The organism is Streptomyces sp. NPDC004721, assembly GCF_053601495.1.
On record NZ_JBSGBZ010000005.1, the window covers coordinates 223,895 to 246,568 of the forward strand.

Here is a 22,674-nt window from a genome sequence, read left to right on the forward strand (position 1 = left end):
GGAGCCGCCGCGAGTGTGCCGGGGCCGGTTTCATCCGGACCCGGCGGTCAGCGGGTGGTCCCCGGTGTGCCCAGCAGTCGCTCGACGTCGAGTGCGCCGCCTGCCACGGTGAACTCGCGGGCCACCTCGGCGCGCAGTTCGGGGTCGGCCAGGAAGTCCGCGGCGGTGCGGGCGAGGGCGGCGGCCCCGTCCAGCACCGTGCGGTCGGCCTCGGCACCCGCTGTGCACGCGGCGAAGTCCGCCGTGTGCAGGGCGGTTCCGGCCGGTGCCACCGACAGCATCGGGTGGATGGCCGGGATCCGTACGCTGACGTTGCCGAGGTCGGTGGAGCCGGACCCGGCGTCCGGCGCGGCGCTGCCGGGCAGGGCGGTGCGGCCCCGCCCGGTGAGGTGCAGGGCGAAGTGGGCGGCCAGGGCCTCGTTGCTGCGCACCGGCATGCAGGGCGGGCAGTCGTCCCAGCGGACGGTGAGCTCGGTCCCGGTCATCGTGGCGGCGCCCTCGAAGACCCGCTGGGCCCGTTCGGAGAGCTCCGCGAGCGCCTCTACGGTGCCGGCCCGCAGATAGAAGTGCGCGGCGGCCCGGTCGGGCACCACGTTGGGGCGGGTCCCGCCGTCCGTGATCACGCCGTGGATCCGGTCGGTGGGCAGGATGTGCTGCCGCAGCGCGGCGATCCCCTGGTACGCGGCGACCACCCCGTCCAGCGCGTTGACGCCCATGAACGGTGTGGCGGAGGCGTGCGCGGCAAGCCCCCGGTACTCGACGACGACCTCCCGCAGGCCCAGGTAGGGCGCGTCCGTCAGGTCGCCGCCGGCGAACGGGTGGATCATGACCGCGGCGTCCACTCCGTCGAACGCCCCGGCGCGGGCCATGGTCTCCTTGCCGGTACCGTTCTCCTCCGCGGGGGTGCCCAGCAGCACCGCTGTGCCGCCGAGCGCGGGCATCACTCGGGCCAGCGCCAGGAAGGCGCCGACGCCGGACGCGCAGATGACGTTGTGGCCGCAGGCGTGCCCGATGCCAGGCAGGGCGTCGTACTCCGCCAGCACCGCCACTGTGGGCCCCTGCCCGGTGCCCGCGGTGGCGCGCAGCGCGGTGGGCAGACCGTACACCCCGGTCTCGGCCTCGATGCCGTGCGAACGCAGCAGTTCGGCGACGCGCGCCACGGCGCGGTGCTCCTCGAAGCCGGGCTCCGGGTCCTGGTGCAGGGCGTGGCTCAGGGCGAGCAGGGCCTCCCGGTCCTCGGCGACGGCGGCGTCGATCCGGGCGTGCAGCTTCTCGTCGGCACCGGTGTACGGGGACTCCCACGCGGCGGCCTGCTCGGCCGCGCGAGCGGCCTTGCGGGCCAGTTCCTCCAGGTGCGCGCGGCCCGCGGTACTCGCCGCTGGGCCGACGGCTGTCGCTGACATCAGGCCTCCATCAGGGTGGATGTGGCGGTGAGCTCGGCGCCCTCGGACTCCTCGGGCGCCCGGTGCAGCAGGACGCAGACCACGCTGACCACCGCCATGCCGAGGAAGAGCAGGGCCACCGGCGTCCAGTTGGTGCCGGAGGGGCCGGCCAGCCACTGGGCGAGGGCCGGGGTGGTGCCGCCGCCGACCAGCCCGGCGAGCTGGTAGCTGAGGGAGAGCCCGGTGTAGCGGATCCGGGGCGCGAACCACGTGGTGATCATGGTGCCGATGGTGGCGTAGGCCACGGTGCTGGCCAGCATGGCCAGACCCATGCCCGCCCAGAGGCCCGGGATGGTGCCGATGTCGGCGAGCCAGAACATCGGGAACGCCACCAGCAGGTGCGAGAGGAGTCCGATCAGGGTGAGCCGGCGGACCCCGAACCGGTCCGCCAGCATCGCCGAGACCGGCGTGAAGACGATCACCACGAGCGAGCAGAAGATCCCGGCGGTGGAGACCTGCGCCTCGCTGAAGTGCAGGTGGTCGAGGGCGTAGACGGACATGAAGGTGACGATGACGTAGTAGCCGCCGACGGTGACCAGGAAGGCTCCGGAGGCCAGGAGCCAGGGGCGCCACGCGGTGCGGATCACGCCGACCAGCGGGATCTGCCGGGCGGCCTCCTTCTCCTGGTCGGCGCGCTTCTGCGCCTCGCCGAACTCCGGGGACTCCTCCAGCTGGCTGCGGATCAGCAGCCCGGTGATCACCAGCAGGCTGGAGAGGAGGAATGGGATTCGCCAGGTCCAGCTGATGAGCGCGTCATGGCCCGGCAGGGAGGCCAGCGCGAAGACGCCGGTGGCGAGGAAGAAGCCGACACCGTCGCCGATCTGCGGGAAGGAGCCGTAGAGGGCCCGGCGCCTGGGCGGTGCGCTCTCGACCGCGTACAGCACGGCGCCGCCCCACTCGCCGCCGACCGCCAGTGACTGCAGGATGCGGACGACCAGCAGCAGCGCGGGGGCGAGGGCGCCGGCGGAGGCGTAGCCGGGGAGCAGACCGATGAGGAAGGTGGAGACGCCCATCAGCAGCAGGGAGCCGATCAGTGCCTTCTTGCGCCCGTGGCGGTCGCCGATGTGACCGAAGAGGATCGCGCCGAGCGGCCGTCCCAGGGAGCCGACGGCCAGGGTGGCGAACGAGCTGAGCACGGCCAGTGCGTGGTTCATCTCGGGGAAGAACAGCTTGGGGAAGACCAGGGCCGCCGCCGTGCTGTAGATGCCGAAGTCGTACCACTCCACGCTGGTGCCGATGAGGGTGGCGGTGGCGATCCGCAGCGGGCTGCGACGCTTGCTGGGACCGTCGGTCCCGGGTGGTCTGCGGAGGGCTGTGCTCATGGACCGGCTCCTTTGCGGGAAGGGGGCGGCCCGTCCGACGCGGGGAGGGGGTACGAGCGACGCCCGGCTGGGTGGGAGGGTGCACCCGCCAATGGGTCCGTCCGAACCCATGGCCCGGGACGCTATTGTCGCCGCCGAGGGAGTGTCAATAGGGTCTGAGTCGATTCCATTTCTTTGAACGGGGATTTACCCGAGGACGGAGTTGGCGCGATGGCCAAGGAGACCCGGGCGGGGCAGCCGGTGCTCGCCGAGCAGACCCAGCGGCCTCCGTCCTGGGAGGTGGTCACCGACATCCTGCGCAAGCGCATCGCGCTCGGCGGCTTCGAACCCGGCAGCAGGATGCCCACCGAACGCGACCTCGCCACCGCCCTCGGCGTCGGGCGCAACACCGTGCGCCAGGCCGTGCGGCAGCTTGCCGAAGAGGGTCTGGTGGTCACCACCCACGGACGCTCCGGTGGCACCAGAGTGCGACCCGCCTCGTCGTCCGGCGCCGTCCAGGAGCGGGCGGCTGTCGCCGCGGACTTCCGCGCGACCATCCGTGACTACATGGAGTACCGGCAGACGATCGAGCCGGCCGCGGCCTCGTTCGCCGCGCTGCGAGGCTCCACCGCCGACCGTCGCGCGCTGGTGCGGATGCTCGACGAGGAGGTCGCCGACCTCGGGGCCTATCACCGCGTCGACTCGCGCTTCCACCTGGCCATCGCCGCCGCCGGGGGCAACGAGGTGCTGTGCGAGGCGGTCGAGCGGGCCCGCACGGAGATGTTCGTCCGGGCCAATTCGCTGTGGCTGGACTCGGACTGGTCCGTGGTCTACCGGGGCGGCCAGGACCTGGCCAAGGTCTTCCGGGACGAGCACCGTGCCATCGCACTGGCGATCCTGGCCGGCGACGCCGAGGCGGCCGAGGCCCGTATGCGCGAGCATCTGGCGGACTCCCGCGACCAGTTCCTGGCCCTCCTGACGCACTACGAAGAGGGCGACGGCTGACCGGACGGCCGACCGGGCGGACGGCTGAGCGCGTGTTGACCCGGAGTGCGGTGCGGGCTTAGCTTCAGTAATGGATCCGATGGGATCCATTACTGTTGGCGTTCCCTCGGAGGCACCGTGCACAGCCATGACGAAGCGCTCACCAAGGTGGTCATCGACCACGTCCAGCACCGCCTGGCCCTCGACCCGGTGCCGCTGGGCAGACTCGGCGATGCCGCGGAACTCGAGACCGCCCTCAAGGAGGCCATCGGCAGCGGCCCCGTGGCCGCCGACGACGTGCTGCGCCTGTACGCCGAGCACATCGAGCCCACCGTGGTCTCCTGTGACAGCCCGCGCTTCCTCTCCTTCATCCCCGGCGCCCCCACCAAGGCCGCCGCGCTGTTCGACATGGTGCTTTCGGCCTCCTCCCTGCACGGCGTGTCCTGGCTCGAGGCCTCGGGCGCCATCGCCGCCGAGAACCAGGTGCTCCGGCTGCTCGCCGACCTCGCCGGCCTGCCCGCCCAGGCGGGCGGCTGCTTCGTGAGCGGCGGCTCGGCGGGCAACCTCTCCGGCCTCGTCGTCGCCCGCGACACCGCCCGCACCGCCGCCGGCGACCCGGTGGCCCGCCCCCGGATCGCGGTCAGCTCCCAGGCACACTCCTCGATCGGCAACACCCTGCGCATCATCGGCGTGGAGGCCCTGGTCGTCCCGGTCGACGGTCACCGCCTCACCGGAGAGGCCGTGCGCGCCGCTCTCGCCGCCGACCCTGCCCCCGAGGACGTCATCGCCGTCGTCGCCACGGCCGGCACTACCAACGCCGGCATCATCGACGACCTCACCGGCATCGCCGAGGTCGCCCGTGAGTACGGCCTCTGGTTCCACATCGACGCGGCCTACGGTGGCGGCGCGCTGTTCTCCCAGGAGCTCCGCGAGAAGTTCGCCGGCATCGAGAACGCCGACTCCCTGGTCATCGACCCGCACAAGTGGATGTACGCGCCCTTCGACTGCGGCGCCCTCCTCTACAGAGACCCCACCCTGGCCCGCGCCGTGCATACCCAGGACGCCTCCTACCTGGACTGCATCCACACCGACGCCCCGCAGGAGTGGAACCCCAGCGACTACGCCTACCACCTCACCCGGCGTCCCCGCGGCCTGCCACTGTGGTTCTCCCTGGCCGTCAACGGCACCGACGCCTACCGCGACGCCGTCGACGCGACCCGCCGCATCGCCCTGGAGTCGGCCGTCCTGATACGGGCCGCCGACGGCCTCGAACTGATCCGCGACCCCGAGCTCTCCGTCGTCCTGTTCCGCCGCACCGGCTGGACCCAGGACGACTACTACGCCTGGTCGAAGGAGCTGCTGGAACGCCAGATCGCCTTCGTGACGCCCACCGTCTGGGAAGGCGAGACGGTGGCCCGCTTCGCCTTCCTCCACCCCGACATCACCCTCGACGCGGTCCGCGAGATCCTCGCCACCATGACCGACTCCGCCAACTGACGACGACGGCAGACCGGGCCCACTGCCGGCCCCGCCCGAGGCGGTCGGAGACGCGGCCACCTGCCTGAGCAGGGGAACACGCTCGGCAGCAGTGGCCGGTCACGTTCCGCCCTGCACCCCCGGTCGCTCCTGGGCTGTCAGCAGGGAGTCGTTCGCCGAGCGGATGCCTTCCAACGTGATCTGGACCTCGGGGAGCCGTTCACTGCGCGTGTCGGTGACCTCGATCCGGAGGGTGCCGCCGATCGCGTAGAGCGTCAGGCGGAAGTCGCGGCTCGGTACGCGCCCGTGCGTCGCGGCGTTGGCCGCCGGCTCGGCCACGATGTGGCTCGCCGTCTCCGTCGGCAGCCCTCAACGGCGCGGTTGCGCCTCGGCGAGCAGGTGGGCGAGGCGGGCGCCTCGCGGTGGTGGAAGACAGCAACACGGTGACGTCGGGGAGCTGGGAGGCCAGTTCGGCCGTGGTCTCGGGCTCGGCGATTTCCTGATTCACGTCACTCAGGGTGGCCGGATATGCCTCCCGTGACGAGTGGCGGAGCGGTTGCGTACGGTCACTGTCCGGAGATTGTCCGGTGCTGTCTTGGCTGTACGCGCGGTTCCTGCGGGTAGGGCGCCGAGGTGCGGCGCGGTGCGACGGAGGGGCGCGATGTCGGTGGACGGCGAGGCGGTACGGCTCAGGGAAGAGGCGGACGAGCCGGGGTGGGAGGTGGACCCCGACGACGAGTGGGGCGTGGCCGTGATCACTACGGTGGGGCGGCAGTTGAAGCTGCGACGCGAAGCGGTCGGGATGCGGGCGGCTGAGTTCGGCAAGGCCGTGGGCTACGGCGAGGACATGGTCTACAAGATCGAGGGCGGGAAGCGGATCCCTCGGCAGGACTACCTGAACACGGCCGACGAGGTGTTGAGGGCCGGCGGGCTCATCTCGGCGACGTGGGAGGACGTGAAGAAGGTCCGGTACCCGAGGAAGGTTCGGGAGCTGGGCAAGCTGGAGGCCAAGGCGGTCGAGATCGCCCTGTATGAGTGCCACATCATCCCTGGGTTGTTGCAGACGCCAGAGCACGCACGAGCCGTGATCGGAGCGGCACAGCCGCCGTACTCGCCGGACGATGTGGAACGCATGGTGGCCGCTCGTCTGGCCCGGCAGTCGGTCTTCGAACGCTCACCCGCTCCGGCGCTCAGCTTCGTCCTGGAAGAGGGGGTCCTGCGGCGTCCCATCGGGGGCACAATGGCTTGGCGTCAGCAGTTCGAACGTCTGCTGGAGGTGGGGCGGTTGCATAACGTCGTGCTTCAGGTGATGCCGATGAACTGCGACACTCACTCCGGCCTGGACGGCCGAATCGAACTGCTGAAGTTCCCGGACGGCACGGCGGTGGGCCGCTCCGACGGCGCGTTCAACGGTCGGCCGATCTCCGAACCCAAACACCTGCGCATCCTTGAGCTGCGGTATGGCACCATCCGGGCTCAGGCGCTCTCACCAGGGGAGTCGCTGGCCTTCATCGAGCAACTGCTGGGAGAAACATGATCCGCAAGACCACCGCCGGGGACGCCTCCGAGCTGGCGTGGTTCAAGAGCAGCTACAGCGGCGGCAACGACGGCAACTCCTGCGTTGAGCTTGCCCTCACCCCCGGCACCGTGCATGTCCGCGACTCCAAGAACGTCGAAGGTCCCCGCCTCGCGGTCACGCCCGGCGCTTGGTCGGACTTCGTGACGTACACGGTGGAAAGCTGACGCCTCAACGGTGCGCCCCGCCGAGCGCCGTGGCCATGCGGGACAGGAGCTTGGCGTAGACGGCGACCGCCGCTGCGATGATCGTCGGGATGACCGCCAGGGCCAGGAGGCCGAGGAGGGCCGGCCACTGGCGCAGTTCGCTGTGGCAGACGGAGCTGTCCCGCTGGAAGGGGGCGAGCGGCGGCCCCTTGCAGCGCGGCTCGGCGGCGGAGTCCCAGGAGGAGGCGTCGGGGCCGTACGAGGAGAGCATCAGGACCGCGAGGACGTCCCACATCACCATCGCGACCAGCACCAAGCCGATCCCCGACCCTGGCTGGGCGGCCCCTGGTTTGACGTGCGTCACCCCCGGGGTAATATCCCCGGCTCGATTGGCCAGGCTGCCGCCCACTGTGGCAGACTGTCCGAGTTGCTCGGTCGAGCGTTGATGCCGCGCGCCTCCCGCCGGGAGGACCGGAAGCGAGTCCCACGGTACTCGTCGCCCTAACTGCCTCACGGCAGCGCTGGGGCGGACGTACGGGAATCTTCCGGGAAGTGTGGGTGCGACACCGACCAGGCACCCGGTGGGCCTTCGCCCCCGGCTCGCGGTACCGGTAGGGCCGTGTGCAATCCCGAAGGATGTTCGAACAAGGGGCATCCATGTCAGCGGGAGCGCGACACGCCCGACCGCGTGGGTCGGAGAGGGTCGAGGGGACACCGGGTTCCGGAGCGTAAAGAGAGACAGGACTACGGAGTAGCCATGGCGGGACAGAAGATCCGCATCCGGCTCAAGGCCTACGACCACGAGGTCATCGACTCCTCGGCGAAGAAGATCGTCGAGACGGTGACCCGTACTGGTGCGTCGGTCGCGGGCCCGGTGCCGCTGCCCACTGAGAAGAACGTGTACTGCGTCATCAAGTCGCCGCACAAGTACAAGGACTCGCGCGAGCACTTCGAGATGCGCACGCACAAGCGCCTGATCGACATCCTCGACCCGACCCCCAAGACCGTTGACTCTCTGATGCGACTCGACCTCCCGGCCGGTGTCGACATCGAGATCAAGCTCTGAGGCCGGTGATCTGAGAGATGACCAAGCAGATCAAGGGCATCCTGGGCGAGAAGCTCGGCATGACGCAGGTCTGGGACGAGAACAACCGTGTCGTCCCGGTGACCGTCGTCAAGGCCGGCCCCAACGTCGTCACCCAGGTTCGTACGAACGACGTCGACGGCTACGAGTCGGTCCAGATCGCCTTCGGCGAGATCGACCCGCGCAAGGTGAACAAGCCCCTCAAGGGCCACTTCGCGAAGGCCGACGTCACCCCCCGTCGCCACCTCGTCGAGATCCGCACCGCGGACGCCGCCGAGTACACCCTCGGCCAGCAGATCACCGCTGAGGTGTTCGAGGCCGGCGTGAAGGTCGACGTCACCGGCAAGAGCAAGGGCAAGGGCTTCGCCGGTGTCATGAAGCGCCACAACTTCCGTGGCCTCGGCGCCGGGCACGGCACCCAGCGCAAGCACCGCTCCCCTGGTTCCATCGGTGGCTGCGCCACCCCGGGCCGTGTGTTCAAGGGCCTCCGCATGGCGGGTCGCATGGGCAACGAGCGGGTCACCACCCAGAACCTGACCGTCCACGCCGTTGACGCGGAGAAGGGTCTGCTGCTCATCAAGGGCGCGGTTCCCGGTCCGAACGGCGGCCTCGTCCTGGTCCGCACCGCGGCCAAGGGGGCCTGAGGTAACCGATGAGCACTGTTGACATCCTTTCGCCGGCGGGCGAGAAGGCCGGTACCGTCGAGCTCCCCGCGGAGATCTTCGGCGTTGAGAAGGTCAGCGTCCCGCTGATCCACCAGGTCGTCGTCGCGCAGCTGGCCGCGGCCCGTCAGGGCACGCACAAGACCAAGACCCGTGGCGAGGTCCGCGGCGGTGGCAAGAAGCCGTACCGCCAGAAGGGCACCGGTCGCGCCCGTCAGGGTTCGACCCGCGCGCCGCAGTTCGCCGGTGGTGGCGTCGTCCACGGCCCGCAGCCGCGTGACTACTCCCAGCGGACCCCGAAGAAGATGAAGGCCGCGGCCCTGCGCCACGCCCTCACCGACCGGGCCCGCCACAACCGCATCCACGTCGTCTCCGGCGTGGTCGAGGGTGAGACCGCCTCCACCAAGGCCGCCCGGACGCTGTTCGGCAAGATCTCGGAGCGCAAGAACCTGCTCCTGGTCGTCGACCGCGCCGACGAGGCCGCGTGGCTGTCCGCCCGCAACCTGCCCCAGGTCCACATCCTGGAGCCGGGCCAGCTGAACACGTACGACGTTCTCGTCTCGGACGACGTGGTCTTCACCAAGGCCGCTTTCGAGTCCTTCGTCGCCGGCCCGCAGGCCAACGACACCGAAGGGAGCGAGGTCTGATGGCTATCCGTCACCCCGCTATCGCCTCGAAGGCCGCCAAGGCCGCCAAGGCCGCGCGCGTCGCCAAGGCGCGTCGCCACGCCACCGAGGGCAAGAACACCGTCGAGACCCCGCTGAGCAAGTCGTACACGGACCCCCGTGACGTCCTGATCAAGCCGGTCGTCTCGGAGAAGAGCTACGCGCTCCTCGACGAGAACAAGTACACGTTCATCGTCGACACGAGCGCCAACAAGACCCAGATCAAGCAGGCCGTGCAGGCGGTCTTCGAGGTCAAGGTCACCGGGGTCAACACGATCAACCGCCAGGGCAAGCGCAAGCGGACCAAGACCGGTTTCGGTCAGCGCGCTGCCACCAAGCGGGCGATCGTGACCCTTGCCGAGGGCGACCGTATCGACATCTTCGGCGGTCCGACCGCCTGACGGCGGTCCGGAACGTCCAGATAATCGGAATCTTCCGAGGACTGAGAGACAATGGGTATCCGCAAGTACAAGCCGACGACTCCTGGCCGTCGTGGCGCCAGCGTCGCCGACTTCGTCGAGGTCACGCGGTCCACGCCGGAGAAGTCGCTGGTCCGTCCCCTGCACAGCAAGGGCGGCCGTAACAATTCCGGTCGTGTGACCGTTCGCCACCAGGGTGGCGGACACAAGCGCGCCTTCCGTGTGATCGACTTCCGTCGTCACGACAAGGACGGCGTGCCGGCGAAGGTCGCGCACATCGAGTACGACCCCAACCGCACCGCGCGTATCGCGCTGCTGCACTACGCCGACGGCGAGAAGCGCTACATCCTCGCGCCGCGCAACCTGCAGCAGGGCGACCGCGTCGAGAACGGCCCCGGGGCCGACATCAAGCCGGGCAACAACCTGGCGCTGCGCAACATCCCGGTCGGTACCACGATCCACGCGATCGAGCTCCGTCCCGGTGGCGGCGCCAAGTTCGCCCGCTCCGCCGGTGCCTCCGTGCAGCTGCTCGCGAAGGAGGGCTCGATGGCCCACCTCCGCATGCCCTCCGGTGAGATCCGCCTGGTCGACCAGCGCTGCCGCGCCACGGTCGGCGAGGTCGGCAACGCCGAGCAGAGCAACATCAACTGGGGCAAGGCAGGCCGCAAGCGGTGGCTGGGCGTCCGCCCGACCGTCCGTGGTGTGGTCATGAACCCGGTGGACCACCCGCACGGTGGTGGTGAGGGCCGGACCTCCGGTGGCCGCCACCCGGTGTCCCCGTGGGGCAAGAAGGAAGGCCGTACTCGTTCGCCCAAGAAGGCGTCGAACAAGTACATCGTCCGCCGCCGCAAGACGAACAAGAAGCGCTAAGGACGGGTTGAGATGCCGCGTAGCTTGAAGAAGGGGCCCTTCGTCGACGACCACCTGAGCAAGAAGGTGGACTCGCAGAACGAAGCCGGCACCAAGAACGTCATCAAGACCTGGTCCCGCCGCTCGATGATCGTCCCGGCCATGCTCGGCCACACGATCGCGGTGCACAACGGCAAGACCCACATCCCGGTGTTCGTCACCGAGTCGATGGTCGGCCACAAGCTCGGCGAGTTCTCGCCGACGCGCACCTTCCGGGGTCACGTCAAGGACGATCGGAAGTCGAAGCGCCGCTAGTCAGCGGGGTGAAAGACCATGACGAACGTGTCAAACACTGAAGGGACAACCATGGAAGCCAGGGCCCAGGCGCGGTACATCCGCGTCACGCCCATGAAGGCCCGCCGTGTGGTGGACCTCATCCGTGGCATGGATGCCACGGAGGCTCAGGCGGTCCTGCGTTTCGCCCCGCAGGCCGCGAGCGTGCCGGTCGGCAAGGTGCTGGACAGCGCCATCGCCAACGCCGCGCACAACTACGACCACACCGACGTCGACAGCCTCTACATCGCCGAGGCGTACGTCGACGAGGGTCCGACCCTGAAGCGGTTCCGTCCGCGTGCCCAGGGCCGTGCCTACCGGATCCGCAAGCGGACCAGCCACATCACCGTGGTCGTCAGCAGCAAGGAAGGAACCCGGTAATGGGCCAGAAGGTAAACCCGCACGGGTTCCGGCTCGGTGTCACGACCGACTTCAAGTCGCGTTGGTACGCCGACAAGCTGTACAAGGACTACGTCAAGGAAGACGTCGCCATCCGTCGGATGATGACGTCCGGCATGGAGCGCGCCGGCATCTCCAAGGTCGAGATCGAGCGCACCCGTGACCGTGTCCGCGTGGACATCCACACCGCGCGTCCGGGCATCGTCATCGGCCGCCGTGGCGCCGAGGCCGACCGCATCCGCGGCGACCTCGAGAAGCTCACGGGCAAGCAGGTCCAGCTGAACATCCTCGAGGTCAAGAACCCCGAGACGGACGCTCAGCTGGTGGCCCAGGCCGTTGCCGAGCAGCTCTCCTCCCGCGTCTCCTTCCGCCGTGCCATGCGCAAGAGCATGCAGTCGGCGATGAAGGCCGGCGCCAAGGGCATCAAGATCCAGTGCGGTGGCCGCCTCGGCGGCGCCGAGATGTCCCGCTCGGAGTTCTACCGCGAGGGCCGTGTGCCCCTGCACACGCTCCGCGCGAACGTGGACTACGGCTTCTTCGAGGCCAAGACGACCTTCGGCCGCATCGGTGTGAAGGTCTGGATCTACAAGGGCGACGTCAAGAACATCGCCGAGGTCCGCGCCGAGAACGCCGCCGCCCGTGCGGGCAACCGCCCGGCCCGTGGTGGCGCCGACCGCCCGGCCCGTGGTGGCCGCGGTGGCGAGCGGCGCGGTCGCAAGCCGCAGCAGCAGTCGGCTCCGGCCGCCGAGGCCCCCAAGGCCGACGCTCCGGCCGCTGCCGCTCCGGCTGAGAGCACCGGAACGGAGGCCTGACCGACATGCTGATCCCCCGTAGGGTCAAGCACCGCAAGCAGCACCACCCGAAGCGCAACGGTATGTCCAAGGGTGGAACGCAGGTTGCGTTCGGCGAGTACGGCATCCAGGCGCTGACCCCGGCCTACGTGACGAACCGCCAGATCGAGGCGGCTCGTATCGCGATGACCCGCCACATCAAGCGTGGCGGCAAGGTCTGGATCAACATCTACCCGGACCGTCCGCTGACCAAGAAGCCCGCCGAGACCCGCATGGGTTCCGGTAAGGGTTCGCCGGAGTGGTGGATCGCGAACGTCAAGCCCGGTCGGGTGATGTTCGAGCTGTCCTACCCGAACGAGAAGATCGCCCGTGAGGCGCTGACCCGTGCGGCCCACAAGCTGCCGATGAAGTGCCGGATCGTCAAGCGCGAGGCAGGTGAAGCGTGATGTCGGCCGGTACCAAGGCGTCCGAGCTGCGCGAGCTGGGCAACGAGGAGCTTCTGGGCAAGCTCCGCGAGGCCAAGGAAGAGCTGTTCAACCTCCGTTTCCAGGCGGCGACCGGGCAGCTCGAGAACCACGGCCGTCTCAAGGCGGTCCGCAAGGACATCGCGCGGATCTACACCCTGATGCGCGAGCGTGAGCTGGGCATCGAAACGGTGGAGAACGCCTGATGAGCGAGAAGAACGTGACTGAGAACGCAGAGGCGCGCGGCTTCCGCAAGACCCGTGAGGGTCTCGTCGTCAGCGACAAGATGGACAAGACCGTCGTCGTCGCCGTCGAGGACCGTGTCAAGCACGCGCTGTACGGCAAGGTCATCCGCCGTACCGAGAAGCTCAAGGCGCACGACGAGCAGAACGCCGCGGGTGTCGGCGACCGCGTCCTCCTGATGGAGACCCGGCCGCTGTCCGCGACGAAGCGCTGGCGCGTCGTCGAGATCCTCGAGAAGGCGAAGTAAGAAGCGGGGGCACCGCCCCCGCTGACCCCCGCTGGGGTCTCCGCCCTGGGCCACGGCCCGGATCCGGCGAAGTCCCCGGCGCGGGTTCCCGCCTTCCGAGGCACCAGTAATTTCCTGCGGGAGCTGCCCGCAGGACGGTTCCGCCAGGCTCGGCGAGGTCCGTAAGTCACTTACGGACCTCGCCGGGAACCGGCAGACAATCAGGAGATAGACGTGATCCAGCAGGAGTCGCGACTGCGTGTCGCCGACAACACTGGTGCGAAGGAGATCCTTTGCATCCGTGTGCTCGGTGGCTCCGGTCGCCGCTACGCGGGCATCGGTGACGTCATCGTCGCCACCGTCAAGGACGCGATCCCCGGTGGCAACGTGAAGAAGGGTGACGTCGTCAAGGCGGTCATCGTTCGCACCGTCAAGGAGCGCCGCCGTCCGGACGGCTCGTACATCCGCTTCGACGAGAACGCCGCCGTCATTCTGAAGAACGACGGCGACCCTCGCGGCACCCGCATCTTCGGCCCGGTCGGCCGTGAGCTGCGCGAGAAGAAGTTCATGAAGATCATCTCGCTCGCGCCGGAGGTGCTGTAAGCATGAAGATCAAGAAGGGCGACCTGGTCCAGGTCATCACCGGTAAGGACAAGGGCAAGCAGGGCAAGGTCATCGCGGCCTACCCCCGCGAGGACCGGGTCCTGGTCGAGGGTGTCAACCGGGTCAAGAAGCACACCAAGGCCGGCCCGACCGCTCGCGGTTCGCAGGCCGGCGGCATCGTCACGACCGAGGCGCCCGTCCACGTCTCCAACGTCCAGCTGGTCGTTGAGAAGGACGGCAACAAGGTCGTCACGCGTGTCGGTTACCGCTTCGACGACGAAGGCAACAAGATCCGCGTTGCCAAGCGGACGGGTGAGGACATCTGATGGCTACCACCACCACTCCGCGTCTGAAGCAGAAGTACCGCGAGGAGATCGCGGTCAAGATGCGTGACGAGTTCAAGTACGAGAACGTCATGCAGATTCCCGGTCTCGTCAAGATCGTGGTCAACATGGGTGTCGGCGACGCCGCCCGTGACTCGAAGCTGATCGAGGGCGCGATCCGCGACCTCACCACGATCACCGGCCAGAAGCCGCAGGTCACCAAGGCCCGCAAGTCCATCGCGCAGTTCAAGCTGCGTGAGGGCCAGCCGATCGGTGCCCACGTCACGCTCCGTGGCGACCGCATGTGGGAGTTCCTGGACCGCACCCTGTCGCTCGCGCTGCCGCGCATCCGCGACTTCCGCGGCCTGTCCCCCAAGCAGTTCGACGGCCGTGGCAACTACACCTTCGGTCTCACCGAGCAGGTCATGTTCCACGAGATCGACCAGGACAAGATCGACCGTACCCGGGGCATGGACATCACCGTGGTCACCACGGCGACCAACGACGCTGAGGGCCGCGCGCTCCTTCGTCACCTCGGCTTCCCGTTCAAGGAGGCGTGAGCGAGATGGCGAAGAAGGCTCTGATCGCTAAGGCTGCTCGCAAGCCCAAGTTCGGTGTGCGCGGCTACACCCGCTGCCAGCGCTGTGGCCGTCCGCACTCCGTGTACCGCAAGTTCGGCCTGTGCCGCGTGTGCCTTCGTGAGATGGCTCACCGTGGCGAGCTGCCGGGCGTGACCAAGAGCTCCTGGTAACAGCCCACTTGGGTTGAAGCAGGACTCTCGGTAAGCAACTGGGGTCGGCAGGAGGCCCACCTCACATGCCTTAGGCTTGTGGGGTTGGGCGCCTGCCGCGCCCTTACGACTTACTACGCCGTAGGTCCACCGCGCCGCACCCGTCCCGTCTCGGATCGGGGAGAGGGATGGCGCACCAGGAAACCCCGGCGAGAGAGGCCGAAGGCCAATTCATGACCATGACTGATCCGATCGCAGACATGCTCACGCGTCTGCGGAACGCGAACTCGGCATACCACGACAGCGTGTCGATGCCGCACTCGAAGATCAAGTCGCACATCGCGGAGATCCTCCAGCAGGAGGGCTTCATCACGGGCTGGAAGATCGAGGACGCCGAGGTCGGCAAGAACCTCGTCCTGGAGCTGAAGTTCGGCCCCAACCGTGAGCGCTCCATCGCGGGCATCAAGCGGATCTCCAAGCCCGGTCTCCGGGTGTACGCGAAGTCCACCAACCTGCCGAAGGTGCTCGGCGGCCTCGGCGTGGCGATCATCTCCACGTCCTACGGGCTCCTCACCGACAAGCAGGCCGGCAAGAAGGGCGTGGGTGGGGAAGTCCTCGCCTACGTCTGGTAGCGGAAGGGAACGGAGGAAACAGCTATGTCGCGCATCGGCAAGCTCCCCATCGCGGTTCCCGCCGGCGTGGACGTCACCATCGACGGCCGTACGGTCTCGGTCAAGGGCCCCAAGGGCTCGCTGACCCACACCGTCGTGGCGCCGATCGACATCGCCAAGGGCGAGGACGGCACCCTGCAGGTGACCCGCCCCAACGACGAGCGTCAGAACAAGGCCCTGCACGGCCTGTCCCGCACGCTGGTGGCGAACATGATCACCGGCGTGACCCAGGGTTACGTGAAGAAGCTCGAGATCAGCGGTGTCGGTTACCGCGTGACGGCCAAGGGTCCGAACCTGGAGTTCGCACTCGGCTACAGCCACCCGATCACCATCGAGGCGCCCGAGGGCATCACCTTCAAGGTGGAGGCCCCGACCCGCTTCTCGGTCGAGGGCATCGACAAGCAGAAGGTCGGCGAGGTTGCGGCCAACATCCGCAAGCTGCGCAAGCCCGACCCGTACAAGGCCAAGGGCGTCAAGTACGAGGGCGAAGTCATCCGCCGCAAGGTCGGAAAGGCGGGTAAGTAAGCCATGGCATACGGGCAGAAGATCCTCAAGGGCGACGCCTACAAGCGCGCCGCGATCAAGCGCCGCCACATCCGGATCCGCAAGCGGATCTCCGGTACGGCGGAGCGTCCCCGTCTGGTCGTGACCCGCTCGAACCGCCACATCGTGGCGCAGGTGATCGACGACCTGAAGGGCCACACCCTGGCATCGGCGTCCACGCTGGACAACTCGATCCGCGGTGGCGAAAGCGACAAGTCGGCGCAGGCCAAGCAGGTCGGCGCCCTGGTCGCCGAGCGTGCCAAGGCCGCCGGTGTCGAGACCGTCGTGTTCGACCGTGGTGGCAACCAGTACGCCGGGCGCATCGCCGCCCTGGCGGACGCCGCCCGCGAAGCCGGCCTGAAGTTCTGAGCCGGTTCCGAGCTAGCGGAAACAGAGAGAGGTAATTCCAATGGCTGGACCCCAGCGCCGCGGTGGCGGTGCCGGTGGCGGCGAGCGGCGGGACCGGAAGGGCCGTGACGGCGGCGCAGCTGCCGCCGAGAAGACCGCGTACGTTGAGCGCGTCGTCGCGATCAACCGCGTCGCCAAGGTTGTGAAGGGTGGTCGTCGCTTCAGCTTCACCGCGCTGGTCGTGGTGGGCGACGGTGACGGCACCGTGGGTGTCGGATACGGCAAGGCCAAGGAGGTGCCGGCCGCCATCGCCAAGGGCGTTGAGGAGGCCAAGAAGCACTTCTTCAAGGTTCCCCGGATCCAGGGCACCATCCCGCACCCGATCCAGGGTGAGAAGGCTGCCGGCGTCGTGCTGCTCAAGCCCGCTTCCCCGGGTACCGGCGTTATCGCCGGTGGTCCGGTGCGTGCCGTGCTCGAGTGCGCCGGTATCCACGACGTGCTGTCGAAGTCGCTCGGCTCCGACAACCAGATCAACATCGTGCACGCGACGGTGGAGGCCCTCAAGGGCCTGCAGCGTCCCGAGGCGATCGCGGCCCGCCGTGGTCTGCCGCTGGAGGACGTGGCCCCCGCGGCCCTGCTCCGTGCGCGTGCCGGGGCGGGTGCGTAATCGTGGCGCAGCTCAAGATCACGCAGGTCAAGTCCTACATCGGCAGCAAGCAGAACCACCGCGACACCCTGCGTTCGCTCGGGCTGAAGAAGCTCGGCGACGTGGTCGTCAAGGAGGACCGCCCCGAGTTCCGCGGCATGGTGCACACCGTCCGCCACCTCGTGACGGTCGAGGAGGTCGACTGATCATGGCGGAGCAGAACCCGCTGAAGATCCACAACCTCCGTCCCGCCCCGGGCGCCAAGACCGCCAAGACCCGTGTCGGTCGTGGTGAGGCGTCCAAGGGTAAGACGGCCGGTCGTGGTACCAAGGGCACCAAGGCCCGCTACCAGGTTCCGGAGCGCTTCGAGGGCGGCCAGATGCCGCTGCACATGCGCCTCCCGAAGCTGAAGGGCTTCAAGAACCCGTTCAAGACCGAGTTCCAGGTCGTGAACCTCGACAAGCTGGCCGCGCTCTACCCCGAGGGTGGCGAGGTCACGGTCGAGGACCTGGTGGCCAAGGGTGCCGTTCGCAAGAACAGCCTGGTCAAGGTCCTCGGCCAGGGCGAGGTCTCCGTGGCGCTGCAGGTGACGGTGGACGCCGTCTCCGGCTCCGCCAAGGAGAAGATCACCGCCGCCGGCGGTTCTGTCACCGAGCTCGTCTGAGCCCGATGACGTAAAGCGGTCCCGACCGGGGGTACCTCACAATGAGGTATCCCCGGTTGGTCGTTCCACGGGAGGCAGTATCGCCGGTAAGGTGGCCTGCACCGTTATTTGTCGTCGAACCTCACCACCGTCACCCTGACGCACTTGCGCGGGGTCGCAGGAGGCACCGTGCTCACCGGCTTCGCCCGGGCGTTCAGGACGCCCGACCTGCGCAAGAAGCTGCTCTTCACGCTCGGCATCATCGTGGTGTACCGCGTCGGTACCCACATCCCGATCCCGGGTGTCAACTACAAGGCCGTTCAGCAGTGTGTCAGCGAGGCCTCGGGCAACCAGGGTCTCTTCGGCCTGGTGAACATGTTCAGCGGCGGTGCGCTGCTGCAGATCACGATCTTTGCCCTGGGCATCATGCCGTACATCACGGCGAGCATCATCCTTCAGCTGCTGACCGTGGTGATCCCGCGGTTGGAGGCCCTCAAGAAGGAGGGCCAGAGCGGCACCGCGAAGATCACCCAGTACACCCGTTACCTGACGGTGGCGCTGGCCATCCTCCAGGGCACGGGCCTGGTGGCCACCGCCCGCAGCGGCGCTCTGTTCTCCGGGTGCTCGCAGGCCGGGAACATCGTCCCGAACCAGGCGATCTTCAACACGATCGTCATGGTGATCGTCATGACCGCCGGTACGGCCACGGTCATGTGGCTCGGTGAGCTCATCACCGACCGCGGTATCGGCAACGGCATGTCGATCCTGATGTTCATCTCGATCGCCGCCACTTTCCCGTCCGCTCTGTGGGCCATCAAGAAGCAGGGCAAGCTCGCCGAGGGCTGGATCGAATTCGGCACCGTCATCCTCGTCGGCCTGGTCATGGTCGGCCTGGTCGTCTTCGTCGAACAGGCCCAGCGCCGAATTCCGGTGCAGTACGCCAAGCGCATGATCGGCCGCCGTTCCTACGGCGGTACGTCGACGTACATCCCGCTGAAGGTCAACCAGGCGGGTGTGATCCCCGTCATCTTCGCTTCTTCGCTGCTCTACATTCCGGCACTCATCGCGCAGTTCTCCGGGGGCAACTCCGGATGGAAGACCTGGGTCCAGCAGAACCTGACCAAGGGCGATCACCCGATCTACATCACCATGTACTTCCTGCTGATCGTGTTCTTCGCGTTCTTCTATGTGGCGATCTCCTTCAACCCCGAAGAAGTCGCCGACAACATGAAGAAGTATGGTGGCTTCATCCCGGGCATCCGGGCTGGCCGGCCGACCGCTGAGTACCTTTCGTACGTGCTCAACCGGATCACCTGGCCGGGTTCGCTGTATCTGGGCCTGATCGCTCTCGTACCGACAATGGCGTTGGTCGGCTTCGGGGCGAACCAGAACTTCCCCTTCGGCGGGACCAGCATCCTCATCATCGTGGGTGTCGGGCTCGAGACGGTGAAGCAGATCGAGAGCCAGCTCCAGCAGCGCAATTACGAAGGGTTCCTCCGCTGATGCGAATCGTCCTCGTCGGACCGCCGGGTGCCGGCAAAGGAACACAGGCCACGCGCCTGGCCGGGAAGCTGAGCATTCCGCACATCTCCACCGGTGACCTGTTCCGCGCCAACATCAGTCGGCAGACGGAGCTCGGCAAGCTCGCGAAGTCCTACATGGACGCCGGAAACCTGGTACCCGACGAGGTCACCATCGCGATGGCCAAGGACCGCATGGAGCAGCCCGACGCCGAGGGCGGTTTCCTGCTGGACGGTTTCCCGCGCAATGTCTCGCAGGCCGAGGCGCTGGACAAGCTGCTCCAGGGCGAGGGCATGAAGCTGGACGCGGTCCTCGATCTCGAGGTCCCCGAGGACGAGGTCGTCAAGCGCATCGCGGGTCGCCGCACCTGCCGCAACGACTCGGCGCACGTCTTCCACGAGACGTACAGCCCGCCGAAGAAGGAGGGCGTCTGCGACGTCTGCGGCGGTGAGCTGTACCAGCGGGACGACGACTCCGAGGAGACCGTGCGCAAGCGGCTGGAGGTCTACCACACGCAGACCGAGCCGATCATCGACTACTACCGGGCGCAGGGCCTGGTCGTGACGATCTCCTCGCTCGGTCCGGTGGACGAGATCACGCAGCGCGCACTGGAGGCGCTGAAGCGCGACTAGCCGCGCTTGGTCGGCCGCGGTTCCCCCTGGGGGCCGCGGCCGACGTGTGCACGGCGCCGGTGCGGCCGTCCCCGGGGGCCACGCTCCCCGGACCCCCGCATCGGCCTGAACGGCCTCGTCCCCGGACGCCGGACGGGCCCGGTTCTGCTTCCCCGTATTGTTGAAGGCGTCCGTCTTCCTTCCGGTCCCAGAAAGGCCGTAGCCCCCATGGTGCAGATCAAGTCCCCCGAGCAGATCGCCAAGATGCGTGCGGCGGGACTGGTCGTCGCCGCCATCCACGCGGCCACCCGGGAGGCGGCCGTGCCCGGGGCGACCACCAAGGACCTGGACCAGGTGGCCCGCAAGGTGCTCGCCGAGCACAACGCCAAGCCGAACTTCCTCGGCTACGGCGGCTTCCCCGCGACGATCTGCACCTCCGTGAACGAGGTCGTCGTCCACGGCATCCCCTCCGACGACGTCGTCCTCAAGGACGGGGACGTCATCTCCATCGACTGCGGCGCGATCATCGACGGCTGGCACGGCGACGCGGCGTTCACCGCGTTCGTCGGCTCCGGGCACTCCCCGGAGCTGATCGAGCTCTCCCGGGTGACCGAGGAGTCGATGTGGGCCGGCATCGCCGCCATGAAGCAGGGCAACCGGCTGGTCGACATCTCCCGGGCCGTCGAGACGTACGTCCGCCGCCAGCCGAAGCCGGGCGGCGGCCGCTACGGGATCATCGAGGACTACGGCGGCCACGGCATCGGCACCGAGATGCACATGGACCCGCACCTGCTGAACTACGTCGACAGGCGGCGCGGCAAGGGCCCGAAGCTGGTCCCCGGCTTCTGCCTGGCCATCGAGCCCATGGTCTCCCTGGGCACCCCCAAGACCCACGTCCTCGAGGACGACTGGACGGTCATCACCACGGACGGCACCTGGTCCTCCCACTGGGAGCACTCGGTGGCCCTGACCGAGCAGGGCCCCCTGGTCCTGACGGCCCCGGACGGCGGCAGGGCGAAGCTGGCCGAGTACGGCATCACGGCCGCGCCGGACCCGCTGGCCTGAAAAGGCACCGTCCGCCTTACGGCCGCCGGTCCGGGTCGGACCCGGCCGCATGATGATCTCGGAGCTGGGGCAGACTTTCTCGATTCGTCTTTCGCAGAGGGCTGACGTAGACTGACTCGTCGGCTCTCATGTATTCGCATGTCCGCATGCGGGACATGGAGTCGATCAAGGTAGTCGATTCGAAGGGCGAAGCGTGGCCAAGAAGCAAGGTGCCATCGAGATCGAGGGCACTGTCGTCGAGTCTCTGCCGAACGCCATGTTCAGGGTCGAGCTCCAGAACGGCCACCAGGTCCTGGCACACATCAGCGGCAAGATGCGCATGCACTACATCCGCATCCTCCCTGACGACCGGGTCGTGGTGGAGCTTTCTCCGTACGACCTGACGCGTGGCCGGATCGTCTACCGGTACAAGTAGATCTTGCCCAGGCCCCGCGTTCCGCGGGGGGCCGCCGGCAACTGACCCGGAGAACCTCACATCCCATGAAGGTCAAGCCGAGCGTCAAGAAGATCTGCGACAAGTGCAGGGTGATCCGCCGTCACGGCAGGGTCATGGTCATCTGCGACAACCCGCGCCACAAGCAGCGCCAGGGCTGACGCACTTCCGACCGCACCCTCTGCACTCTCATCGCAGAGATTCGCGCGACGCGAGCTGAATATGTTCATACGCAGGACCCGAGCCGCTCGCGGCTCGACACCCCCGGTTCGGAGGCCGGGGACCCGGTTCGTACCTGGTACGGCGGCCGGGGGTCGGTCCTGCGGAAGACCTCCGAAGATCAACTGGAGCCATTGAATGGCACGCGTTTCCGGTGTTGACATCCCGCGCGAAAAGCGCGTGGAGGTCGCCCTCACCTACGTGTTCGGCATCGGCCGGACCCTCGCCCAGCAGACGCTGGCCGCCACCGAGATCGACCCGAACACCCGCGTTCGCGACCTCTCCGAGGAGCAGCTCGTCGCGATCCGCGAGTACGTCGACAACAACATCAAGACCGAGGGTGACCTCCGTCGCGAGATCCAGGCCGACATCCGCCGCAAGGTCGAGATCGGCTGCTACCAGGGTCTGCGTCACCGCCGCGGCCTGCCCGTCCGCGGTCAGCGCACCAGCACCAACGCCCGCACCCGCAAGGGCCCGCGTCGCGCCATCGCCGGCAAGAAGAAGCCGGGCAAGAAGTAGTCCGCAGCGACACTCGCCGTCCAGCGGTCTTCGCTGTAGGACCGACCACCTCCCGTAGGAGTTTTCGACATGCCCCCCAAGGGACGTCAGGGCGCTGCCAAGAAGGTGCGCCGCAAGGAAAAGAAGAACGTCGCTCACGGCCACGCGCACATCAAGAGCACGTTCAACAACACCATCGTTTCGATCACCGATCCGTCCGGCAACGTGATCTCCTGGGCCTCCGCCGGCCACGTCGGCTTCAAGGGCTCCCGGAAGTCCACGCCGTTCGCCGCGCAGATGGCCGCCGAGTCGGCTGCCCGCCGCGCCCAGGAGCACGGCATGCGCAAGGTCGACGTGTTCGTCAAGGGTCCGGGCTCCGGCCGTGAGACCGCGATCCGCTCCCTGCAGGCCACCGGTCTCGAGGTCGGCTCCATCCAGGACGTCACCCCGACCCCGCACAACGGCTGCCGCCCGCCGAAGCGCCGCCGCGTCTGACGCACGGCTGCTTCGCGCCGGTTTCCGGGCGGTACGGCCCTTATGGGTCGTGCCGCCCGTACCCTTGCAGTACCCGCACCTTTTCGGTGCGGCCCGGTCGGGCGTCAAATAGCGGGCGCCCACGACTGAAGGATCTGATCCACACATGCTGATCGCTCAGCGACCCTCGTTGACCGAAGAGGTCGTCGACGAGTTCCGTTCCCGGTTCGTGATCGAGCCGCTGGAGCCGGGCTTCGGCTACACCCTCGGCAACTCGCTCCGCCGC

Annotated in this window: 36 protein-coding genes and 1 pseudogene; 33 read left to right on the plus strand and 4 right to left on the minus strand. The window is 68.1% G+C overall.

Annotated elements, in window-relative coordinates:
- Window positions 1-47: 47 nt before the first annotated feature.
- A complete protein-coding gene (locus ACWEK3_RS06575; RefSeq protein ID WP_453249077.1) occupies window positions 48-1,403 on the minus strand; it encodes a M20 family metallopeptidase in 1,356 nt (451 codons plus the stop codon).
- The gene (locus tag ACWEK3_RS06580; RefSeq protein WP_450542579.1) at window positions 1,403-2,764 is read right to left on the minus strand and encodes an MFS transporter; all 1,362 of its coding nucleotides are present in this window, start codon (window positions 2,762-2,764) and stop codon (window positions 1,403-1,405) included. The genes ACWEK3_RS06575 and ACWEK3_RS06580 overlap by 1 nt, the downstream gene beginning before the upstream one ends.
- 210 nt (window positions 2,765-2,974) lie before the next feature.
- Between ACWEK3_RS06580 and ACWEK3_RS06585 the strand changes: the two genes are divergently transcribed.
- Entirely contained in the window at window positions 2,975-3,748 is a 774-nt protein-coding gene (locus tag ACWEK3_RS06585) for a FadR/GntR family transcriptional regulator (protein WP_450542581.1), read from the plus strand.
- 117 nt (window positions 3,749-3,865) lie between these two features.
- Window positions 3,866-5,224 (plus strand): pyridoxal phosphate-dependent decarboxylase family protein, encoded by a 1,359-nt coding sequence (locus ACWEK3_RS06590; RefSeq protein WP_450542583.1) that lies wholly within the window; start codon window positions 3,866-3,868, stop codon window positions 5,222-5,224.
- A gap of 99 nt (window positions 5,225-5,323) precedes the next feature.
- Here the strand turns inward: ACWEK3_RS06590 and ACWEK3_RS06595 are convergent, their stop codons facing one another.
- Complete coding sequence (locus ACWEK3_RS06595) at window positions 5,324-5,542, minus strand: hypothetical protein (protein ID WP_450542585.1); 219 nt, start codon at window positions 5,540-5,542, stop codon at window positions 5,324-5,326.
- A gap of 322 nt (window positions 5,543-5,864) precedes the next feature.
- On the opposite strand from ACWEK3_RS06595, the gene ACWEK3_RS06600 reads away from it, so the two are divergent.
- Together ACWEK3_RS06600 and ACWEK3_RS06605 are read left to right on the plus strand one after the other, a co-directional pair.
- Window positions 5,865-6,740: a helix-turn-helix domain-containing protein gene (locus ACWEK3_RS06600; RefSeq protein ID WP_390875148.1), complete on the plus strand. Its 876-nt coding sequence runs from the start codon at window positions 5,865-5,867 to the stop codon at window positions 6,738-6,740.
- Window positions 6,737-6,946 carry a DUF397 domain-containing protein gene (locus ACWEK3_RS06605; protein ID WP_450542587.1) on the plus strand — a complete coding sequence of 70 codons (210 nt, stop codon included), beginning with the start codon at window positions 6,737-6,739 and terminating at the stop codon, window positions 6,944-6,946. Before ACWEK3_RS06600 ends, ACWEK3_RS06605 begins: the two co-directional genes overlap by 4 nt.
- A 4-nt stretch (window positions 6,947-6,950) precedes the next feature.
- Here ACWEK3_RS06605 and ACWEK3_RS06610 read toward each other — a convergent pair whose 3' ends face one another.
- Window positions 6,951-7,289, minus strand: a complete 339-nt coding sequence (locus ACWEK3_RS06610; protein WP_453249078.1) for a hypothetical protein — start codon at window positions 7,287-7,289, stop codon at window positions 6,951-6,953.
- Window positions 7,290-7,682: 393 nt separating this feature from the next.
- On the opposite strand from ACWEK3_RS06610, the gene rpsJ reads away from it, so the two are divergent.
- From rpsJ to ACWEK3_RS06755, 29 genes and pseudogenes are all read left to right on the plus strand, one after another.
- Entirely contained in the window at window positions 7,683-7,991 is a 309-nt protein-coding gene (gene rpsJ, locus ACWEK3_RS06615; RefSeq protein ID WP_003948644.1) for a 30S ribosomal protein S10, read from the plus strand.
- A gap of 17 nt (window positions 7,992-8,008) precedes the next feature.
- Window positions 8,009-8,653, plus strand: a complete 645-nt coding sequence (gene rplC, locus ACWEK3_RS06620) for a 50S ribosomal protein L3 (protein ID WP_100569740.1) — start codon at window positions 8,009-8,011, stop codon at window positions 8,651-8,653.
- An 8-nt stretch (window positions 8,654-8,661) separates the two neighbouring features.
- Window positions 8,662-9,318, plus strand: coding sequence for a 50S ribosomal protein L4 (gene rplD, locus ACWEK3_RS06625; protein ID WP_225077992.1), 657 nt, complete (start codon window positions 8,662-8,664; stop codon window positions 9,316-9,318).
- On the plus strand, window positions 9,318-9,737 hold the full coding sequence (gene rplW / locus ACWEK3_RS06630; protein ID WP_361422402.1) for a 50S ribosomal protein L23: 420 nt from the start codon (window positions 9,318-9,320) through the stop codon (window positions 9,735-9,737). Before rplD ends, rplW begins: the two co-directional genes overlap by 1 nt.
- Window positions 9,738-9,788: 51 nt before the next feature.
- Window positions 9,789-10,625, plus strand: coding sequence for a 50S ribosomal protein L2 (rplB, locus tag ACWEK3_RS06635; protein WP_361422405.1), 837 nt, complete (start codon window positions 9,789-9,791; stop codon window positions 10,623-10,625).
- A 12-nt stretch (window positions 10,626-10,637) separates the two neighbouring features.
- Window positions 10,638-10,919: a 30S ribosomal protein S19 gene (rpsS, locus tag ACWEK3_RS06640; protein WP_358733872.1), complete on the plus strand. Its 282-nt coding sequence runs from the start codon at window positions 10,638-10,640 to the stop codon at window positions 10,917-10,919.
- A 51-nt stretch (window positions 10,920-10,970) separates the two neighbouring features.
- Window positions 10,971-11,318, plus strand: a complete 348-nt coding sequence (gene rplV / locus ACWEK3_RS06645) for a 50S ribosomal protein L22 (protein ID WP_030936396.1) — start codon at window positions 10,971-10,973, stop codon at window positions 11,316-11,318.
- On the plus strand, window positions 11,318-12,148 hold the full coding sequence (gene rpsC, locus ACWEK3_RS06650; RefSeq protein ID WP_100569745.1) for a 30S ribosomal protein S3: 831 nt from the start codon (window positions 11,318-11,320) through the stop codon (window positions 12,146-12,148). The genes rplV and rpsC overlap by 1 nt, the downstream gene beginning before the upstream one ends.
- A 5-nt stretch (window positions 12,149-12,153) precedes the next feature.
- Entirely contained in the window at window positions 12,154-12,573 is a 420-nt protein-coding gene (gene rplP, locus ACWEK3_RS06655; RefSeq protein ID WP_009190136.1) for a 50S ribosomal protein L16, read from the plus strand.
- The gene (rpmC, locus tag ACWEK3_RS06660; RefSeq protein ID WP_018564811.1) at window positions 12,573-12,797 is read left to right on the plus strand and encodes a 50S ribosomal protein L29; all 225 of its coding nucleotides are present in this window, start codon (window positions 12,573-12,575) and stop codon (window positions 12,795-12,797) included. The genes rplP and rpmC overlap by 1 nt, the downstream gene beginning before the upstream one ends.
- Window positions 12,797-13,081 carry a 30S ribosomal protein S17 gene (rpsQ, locus tag ACWEK3_RS06665; RefSeq protein WP_100569747.1) on the plus strand — a complete coding sequence of 95 codons (285 nt, stop codon included), beginning with the start codon at window positions 12,797-12,799 and terminating at the stop codon, window positions 13,079-13,081. Before rpmC ends, rpsQ begins: the two co-directional genes overlap by 1 nt.
- A gap of 213 nt (window positions 13,082-13,294) precedes the next feature.
- Window positions 13,295-13,663 carry a 50S ribosomal protein L14 gene (rplN, locus tag ACWEK3_RS06670; protein ID WP_003998823.1) on the plus strand — a complete coding sequence of 123 codons (369 nt, stop codon included), beginning with the start codon at window positions 13,295-13,297 and terminating at the stop codon, window positions 13,661-13,663.
- A 2-nt stretch (window positions 13,664-13,665) separates the two neighbouring features.
- Entirely contained in the window at window positions 13,666-13,989 is a 324-nt protein-coding gene (gene rplX / locus ACWEK3_RS06675; protein ID WP_030967306.1) for a 50S ribosomal protein L24, read from the plus strand.
- Window positions 13,989-14,546, plus strand: a complete 558-nt coding sequence (gene rplE / locus ACWEK3_RS06680) for a 50S ribosomal protein L5 (protein ID WP_361422412.1) — start codon at window positions 13,989-13,991, stop codon at window positions 14,544-14,546. Before rplX ends, rplE begins: the two co-directional genes overlap by 1 nt.
- 5 nt (window positions 14,547-14,551) lie before the next feature.
- Entirely contained in the window at window positions 14,552-14,737 is a 186-nt protein-coding gene (locus tag ACWEK3_RS06685; protein WP_003948630.1) for a type Z 30S ribosomal protein S14, read from the plus strand.
- A gap of 212 nt (window positions 14,738-14,949) precedes the next feature.
- Window positions 14,950-15,348, plus strand: coding sequence for a 30S ribosomal protein S8 (gene rpsH, locus ACWEK3_RS06690; RefSeq protein WP_361422415.1), 399 nt, complete (start codon window positions 14,950-14,952; stop codon window positions 15,346-15,348).
- 24 nt (window positions 15,349-15,372) lie between these two features.
- Window positions 15,373-15,912 (plus strand): 50S ribosomal protein L6, encoded by a 540-nt coding sequence (gene rplF, locus ACWEK3_RS06695; protein WP_361422418.1) that lies wholly within the window; start codon window positions 15,373-15,375, stop codon window positions 15,910-15,912.
- A gap of 3 nt (window positions 15,913-15,915) precedes the next feature.
- Complete coding sequence (gene rplR, locus ACWEK3_RS06700; RefSeq protein ID WP_450542595.1) at window positions 15,916-16,299, plus strand: 50S ribosomal protein L18; 384 nt, start codon at window positions 15,916-15,918, stop codon at window positions 16,297-16,299.
- Window positions 16,300-16,339: 40 nt separating this feature from the next.
- Window positions 16,340-16,945: a 30S ribosomal protein S5 gene (gene rpsE, locus ACWEK3_RS06705; RefSeq protein WP_073951481.1), complete on the plus strand. Its 606-nt coding sequence runs from the start codon at window positions 16,340-16,342 to the stop codon at window positions 16,943-16,945.
- Between the two features lie 2 nt (window positions 16,946-16,947).
- Window positions 16,948-17,130, plus strand: a complete 183-nt coding sequence (gene rpmD / locus ACWEK3_RS06710) for a 50S ribosomal protein L30 (RefSeq protein ID WP_361422424.1) — start codon at window positions 16,948-16,950, stop codon at window positions 17,128-17,130.
- A 2-nt stretch (window positions 17,131-17,132) separates the two neighbouring features.
- Entirely contained in the window at window positions 17,133-17,588 is a 456-nt protein-coding gene (gene rplO / locus ACWEK3_RS06715; protein WP_361422427.1) for a 50S ribosomal protein L15, read from the plus strand.
- Between the two features lie 168 nt (window positions 17,589-17,756).
- Window positions 17,757-19,070: a preprotein translocase subunit SecY gene (secY, locus tag ACWEK3_RS06720; RefSeq protein ID WP_376545839.1), complete on the plus strand. Its 1,314-nt coding sequence runs from the start codon at window positions 17,757-17,759 to the stop codon at window positions 19,068-19,070.
- Window positions 19,070-19,720, plus strand: coding sequence for an adenylate kinase (locus ACWEK3_RS06725; RefSeq protein WP_225077988.1), 651 nt, complete (start codon window positions 19,070-19,072; stop codon window positions 19,718-19,720). Before secY ends, ACWEK3_RS06725 begins: the two co-directional genes overlap by 1 nt.
- Window positions 19,721-19,927: 207 nt before the next feature.
- A complete protein-coding gene (map, locus tag ACWEK3_RS06730) occupies window positions 19,928-20,764 on the plus strand; it encodes a type I methionyl aminopeptidase (protein WP_453249079.1) in 837 nt (278 codons plus the stop codon).
- Between the two features lie 193 nt (window positions 20,765-20,957).
- Window positions 20,958-21,179, plus strand: coding sequence for a translation initiation factor IF-1 (gene infA, locus ACWEK3_RS06735; RefSeq protein ID WP_004927214.1), 222 nt, complete (start codon window positions 20,958-20,960; stop codon window positions 21,177-21,179).
- 65 nt (window positions 21,180-21,244) lie between these two features.
- On the plus strand, window positions 21,245-21,358 hold the full coding sequence (gene rpmJ / locus ACWEK3_RS06740) for a 50S ribosomal protein L36 (RefSeq protein WP_003974245.1): 114 nt from the start codon (window positions 21,245-21,247) through the stop codon (window positions 21,356-21,358).
- A gap of 196 nt (window positions 21,359-21,554) precedes the next feature.
- On the plus strand, window positions 21,555-21,935 hold the full coding sequence (rpsM, locus tag ACWEK3_RS06745) for a 30S ribosomal protein S13 (protein ID WP_361422432.1): 381 nt from the start codon (window positions 21,555-21,557) through the stop codon (window positions 21,933-21,935).
- Window positions 21,936-22,004: 69 nt separating this feature from the next.
- On the plus strand, window positions 22,005-22,409 hold the full coding sequence (rpsK, locus tag ACWEK3_RS06750; protein ID WP_003956432.1) for a 30S ribosomal protein S11: 405 nt from the start codon (window positions 22,005-22,007) through the stop codon (window positions 22,407-22,409).
- Window positions 22,410-22,554: 145 nt separating this feature from the next.
- Window positions 22,555-22,674 (plus strand): annotated as a pseudogene (locus tag ACWEK3_RS06755) (DNA-directed RNA polymerase subunit alpha); the annotation flags it as partial.